This is a genomic window from Lentzea flava (assembly GCF_014648475.1).
GTDB classification, from domain to species: Bacteria; Actinomycetota; Actinomycetes; order Mycobacteriales; family Pseudonocardiaceae; genus Lentzea; species Lentzea flava.
This window is the reverse complement of record NZ_BMRE01000123.1, coordinates 1-4654: the sequence shown is the minus strand read 5'-3', so window position 1 is coordinate 4654 and position 4654 is coordinate 1. Positions and strand designations below refer to the sequence as shown.

Annotated in this window: 4 protein-coding genes and 1 pseudogene; 2 read left to right on the top strand and 3 right to left on the bottom strand. The window is 66.1% G+C overall.

Annotation, left to right across the window (positions count from 1 at the left end):
* Both otsB and IEZ09_RS45650 read right to left on the bottom strand, forming a co-directional pair.
* On the bottom strand, positions 1–1784 hold a 1784-nt coding region (gene otsB, locus IEZ09_RS45655), incomplete at its 3' end, for a trehalose-phosphatase (protein WP_189260104.1).
* A 972-nt stretch (positions 1785–2756) separates the two neighbouring features.
* Entirely contained in the window at positions 2757–3248 is a 492-nt protein-coding gene (locus IEZ09_RS45650) for a hypothetical protein (protein ID WP_189260103.1), read from the bottom strand.
* A gap of 265 nt (positions 3249–3513) precedes the next feature.
* On the opposite strand from IEZ09_RS45650, the gene IEZ09_RS47795 reads away from it, so the two are divergent.
* Positions 3514–3966: an ATP-binding cassette domain-containing protein gene (locus IEZ09_RS47795; RefSeq protein WP_308202470.1), complete on the top strand. Its 453-nt coding sequence runs from the start codon at positions 3514–3516 to the stop codon at positions 3964–3966.
* The gene (locus IEZ09_RS45640) at positions 3929–4243 is read left to right on the top strand and encodes a hypothetical protein (protein ID WP_189260102.1); all 315 of its coding nucleotides are present in this window, start codon (positions 3929–3931) and stop codon (positions 4241–4243) included. Before IEZ09_RS47795 ends, IEZ09_RS45640 begins: the two co-directional genes overlap by 38 nt.
* Positions 4244–4528: 285 nt before the next feature.
* On the opposite strand, the pseudogene IEZ09_RS45635 reads toward IEZ09_RS45640, so the two are convergent.
* Positions 4529–4654: pseudogene (locus tag IEZ09_RS45635) on the bottom strand (flavodoxin-dependent (E)-4-hydroxy-3-methylbut-2-enyl-diphosphate synthase); the annotation flags it as partial.

The window sequence follows — 4654 nt, the reverse complement described above, 5'->3', positions numbered from 1 at the left end:
GCGAGGTTGCCGACGCGCACGGGACGTGAACCCGCGTAGCCGGGCAGCGTGTCGATCACTGCCTCGGCACCGAGCTGGGTGCCGTGCAACGTGTACAGCGGGTGCAGGCGCTCCGGGCCGGGGAGGGTCTCCAGCACGCGGTGCAGCCACGCCAGGAAGCCGTCGGCCTCCGCGTACGAGCCCACCGACACCAGCGCCGAGGCGGTCATCGCGCCGTCACGCAGCCAGCAGTAGCGGTAGTCCCAGTTGCGGACGCCGCCCAGCTCCTCCGGCAGCGACGTGGTGGCGGCCGCCATGATCGAGCCGGAGTCCTTGTGCACCAGGCCGCGCAACGTCAGCGCCGAGCGCAGCACTAGATCCGGCTCGACAGTGGGCAGGGTCAACGTCCGTGCCCAATCCGCCCAATACCCAGTGGCGCGCAGGTGTCGCGTTGGTTCATCCTCTGTGGACTCAGACAGATCGTCCGTGCCGCAGCGCAGTTCCAGCAGTACCGGCGTGCCTTCGCGTGGCCGGACCATGGCCGTCGCGGTGTCGTGCACACCGTCGGAGGTGATCGTCCACTCCACTCCGGGTGACCGGAGGACCATTGGGTCGGATGTACCGATCACGCGCAAGCCGTTCTCGTCCTGCTCGAGCCTGACTGGCACCTGTCCGAACTCAGGTCGCGGCGCAAACGTGATCATCGCATTGGTCGAGCCGGAGATCCGGCGCACCAGGTCCGTGCGGTGCGACGGGAGATCGTGCTCCAGGTAGTCCGTCACCAGGAGCCGCGACCAGCGGGTCTCCACGATCATCGTGCCCGGCAGGTAGCGCTGACCCAGCGGCAGCGACCCGTGCACGGGCTTGATCGAGAAGTGGCCCGCCGACGGTCCGCCCAGCAGATCGGCGAAGATCGCGGCCGAGTCCGGCTCGGGGTGGCACAGCCAGTCGATCTTGGCGTCGGGTGTCACGAGGGCGACCGAACGCTCGTTCGCGAGCATCGTCAGCCGCTCGATCGGCACCGCCCGGTCGCCGTGCAGCCACGCCCGGCGCTCCTCCGCCAGGAACGCCAACACCATGGCGACGTCCGTCGTGTCGGCAACTCGGTAGTCGGCCAGCGACTCACCTGGGCCGACGTGGATACCGATGTCGGAACCGGTCAAGCACTCGAACGCACGCTCATCTGTGACGTCATCGCCCAGAAAGATCACCGCGGTAGCACCGGCCTGACGCCGCAGCACGTCCAACGCGTAGCCCTTGTCCATGTCCACCACGGACAATTCCATCACGGCCTTGCCTGATGTCACTTGGACGCCTTCCACGGTGCACGGGCCCACGTGCAGCCGATCGATCAGCCGCCGCCTGTCAACTTCGGAGCAGCAGCGGAAGTGCACGGCGAAGGAAGCCGGCTTGACCTCCAGCAGCGCGCCTGGGACGTCGTGGACGATCTCCTTCAGCACCGGTTGCAGCTGCCGCAACAACTGCTGCGACTGGGGCGCCAACGCGTGCCCGAAGCCGATGTCGAACTCCGAACCGTGCGAACCGACGAGGTGCACCTCGCCAGGCAGACGGGACAACGCGGCCAGGTCGCGCAACGCCCGGCCGGAGATCACCGCCGAGGTGGTCTCGTGCAGCGTCGCGAGAGTGCGCAGCGCTGCCACAGATCGGTGTTCGGGAAAAGCTTCGTGAGGAGCTGTTGTGATCGGCGCGATCGTCCCGTCATAGTCGCAGGCGACCAGCAGGTGACGAGTTCGGGCGAGGCGGATCAGCTCCTGCCGCAGTGTGAGTGGAAGGCCCGGGCTCATGCCTGCCGGAAAGACGCGCAACGACGCAGGCGACTCGGTCACAGCGTTCATAGCGGTCACGGTGTATAGCCCTCCCCGCGAGATGCCGTCGCGGGCCATCATCGGGCGAAAGCTGAGGTACAGATGGAGAAAGATGCGGCGAATGGGTCTACCGGAACCTCATCATTGCCCGAAATCCCCTTTCGTTGAGGTAGAGCTGGGGCCGCGTTGATCTTCAGTTGAGAGTGACCGCCCTGTCTCCTAGCGACAGCCGCAACGCCAGCCGGCCCGCTGCCGCGCCCTCGCGTCCTGCCGACGAGAACCGCAGCCAAATCCGGGAATCCTCAAGTCCGCTGTGCTCCATGTGCAGGGAACCGTCCGCCGCTTCAGCTGTGGCACGGGCGATGGCCAGGCCGAGACCCGTGGATCCTCGTCCGCTCTCCCCACGGAGGGCCGCCGTCGTCGACGATCAGTGTCACCTGTCCGGCGTGCTCCACAACCTCCATGGCGATCGGTGCGCCCGGCAGGCAGGTGGTGAAAGATGTTGTCCAGCAGCACGTCTACGCTGGCACCGAGGTCGTCGCGGGTGACGGCGACTGAAAGCATGCGGTCCGGCACGTGCATCTGACACGATTGTGACTGAGTTTCCGCAAGCGCCGCCCAAAACCCCATCCGGTTCTCGCACCACCTCGACGAGGTCGCCGGGAGCGCCCCTCAGGCGTGGTGAAACTCCTCGACCCGATGATCCGATCGACGTCATCGCTCAACATGGCCACGGCTCCGCGGATCCGTCCGCCGCGGCATCGTCTCCCAACGCATCTACGTCCAGCCGCAGAGCGGTCAATGTTGTGTGTAACCGGTGGCGACGTCCGCGATCATCTCGCCCACTCCCGCACAGCCGCTCCGCGGCCGCAGTGACCCCATCCGCCAGCTCGACCAACTCCACCGGCCCATCCGCGCTCACACTGGTCGTGCCGTCACGAACCATGCTGATCAGCGTGCGCAGCCCGCCCAGCGCAGGCGCGCACGTCTGCCGATCCGCACGGCGACGAAACAGGCAGTCGCACCGACAAGCCCAAGGCTCAGCAATTGCCACAGCAATGAGCCGTACACCGCCGAAGCGGCATCAGACAGCTCGACCACGGCCTTGTCTGGCACCACAACCCATCCGCCGCGCGCATGCCATCCGGCGACTGCGGCAACGTCGTCCGAGGTGGCCCGTCCCGATCCCACAGTGGCGCCCGACCTGAGGTGCACCGCGAGTCTTTCCTGCGCACATGCGGAGGTCTTCGCGAGCCCGGCACGCACCTCGTCGCGATCCTCCGCCACCGTGACGACCGCGCAGATGGCTGTCAGGTCCCGTACGTCCGCGGCGGAAGCGCGGCGTCCCGCGGCATCGACGAGCAGGACTGCGGTCACGAACATCAGAGCGGTCGCCACGACGGTTGCGGCGCGCCTCAGCGCGCGGGTCACCACTGCGTCCATGTGCGGTCCGTAAGTCGTATGCCGACGGCACCCGCGGTACGCGATCTGAACCTCGACATCCGGGATGGCGAGTTCCTCGTGCATATCGGGCCGTCGGCTGCGGGAAGACAACGACGCTGCGGATGATCGCCGGCTGGAGCACATCACCAAGGGCACGCAGCGCATCGGTGACGACGTCATGAACGACGTGCCGTCACGTGATCGCGACGTCGCGATGGTGTTCCAAGCTTAGGCTCTCTGTCCGAACCTCAGCGTCTACGACAACATCACGTTCGGGCTGGCCCTGCGCAAGCTGTCGAAGGACGACATTGACGAGCGGGTGCGTGAGGTCACCGACGCGCTGGAACTGACCGAGCACCTGAATCGAAAGCCGCGCAACCTCTCCGGCGGTCAGCGCCAGCGTGTCGCGATGGACAGAGCCATCGTGCGTTCATCCCGTGTGTTCCCGATGGACGAACCGCTGTCCAATTTGGACGGAAATTCGCGTGTCCAGATCGCCCGCGTGCAACGCGATCTCGGCGGCACCACGGTTTACGTCACGCACGACCAGACCGAGGCCATGACGTTGGGTCGCCGCGTCGCGGTGATGAAGGGTGGTGTGCTGCAACAGGCCGGGCTGCAACAGCAGCTTACGACCGGCGGACGAATCTCTTCGTGGCCGGTTTCGTCGGTTCACCAGGATGAACCTGGTGATGGTCCGGCCGCACGGCGTGGATGAGCGGTACTGGCTGTCCCTCGCTTCGGACACCTTGTTGTCGCCGGAGTCCGTCCTGCACCCCCCGCTGAGGGCCTACGTAGACAAGGAGGTCGTGCTCGAAATCCGTCCGGAGGACATGGAGGACGTCACGGCGCCGTGCGTGTTCTTCTCGGCGAAGCCGCGTATCAGTCTGGCAAGTGCGGTCATCCAGGAGCAGGCCGCGGTGATCTTCTCCAACAGGGTGGTGTCGTTCGGGCGCAGGTTCGTGGGTGTGGTGAGCAGGAGACGGCTGGCGTGACGGACGTGGTGACCAATATGTGCCTGGGAATGGCCTACACCAGCGTGCGCGGACAGTATGCTGATCAACGCTCGGCTCCTCGGGCGATGCTTACCGGGCACCATACGTCATTTCAGGCCGCTGCCTCGACAGCAACCATGCCAGCGCCGCGTACACCTTGGGGTGCAACGACGGCGGATACCAGAAGTGCCGACCGCGTCGCACGAATCAGACGAACCATCGCCGACAGCCGCAATGCCTTGTACAGGCCCGAAACACGTCGCATTCCCTGGGTGGCGGTCCGCGTCAGCCGGCGGTGACCGTTGGGGCGCCGCCCTCGACCGGCTCCATCTCCTCTGCGATGCGCATCGCTTCTTCGATGAGGGTTTCGACGATCGCGTGTTCCGGGACGGTCTTGATGACCTTGCCCTT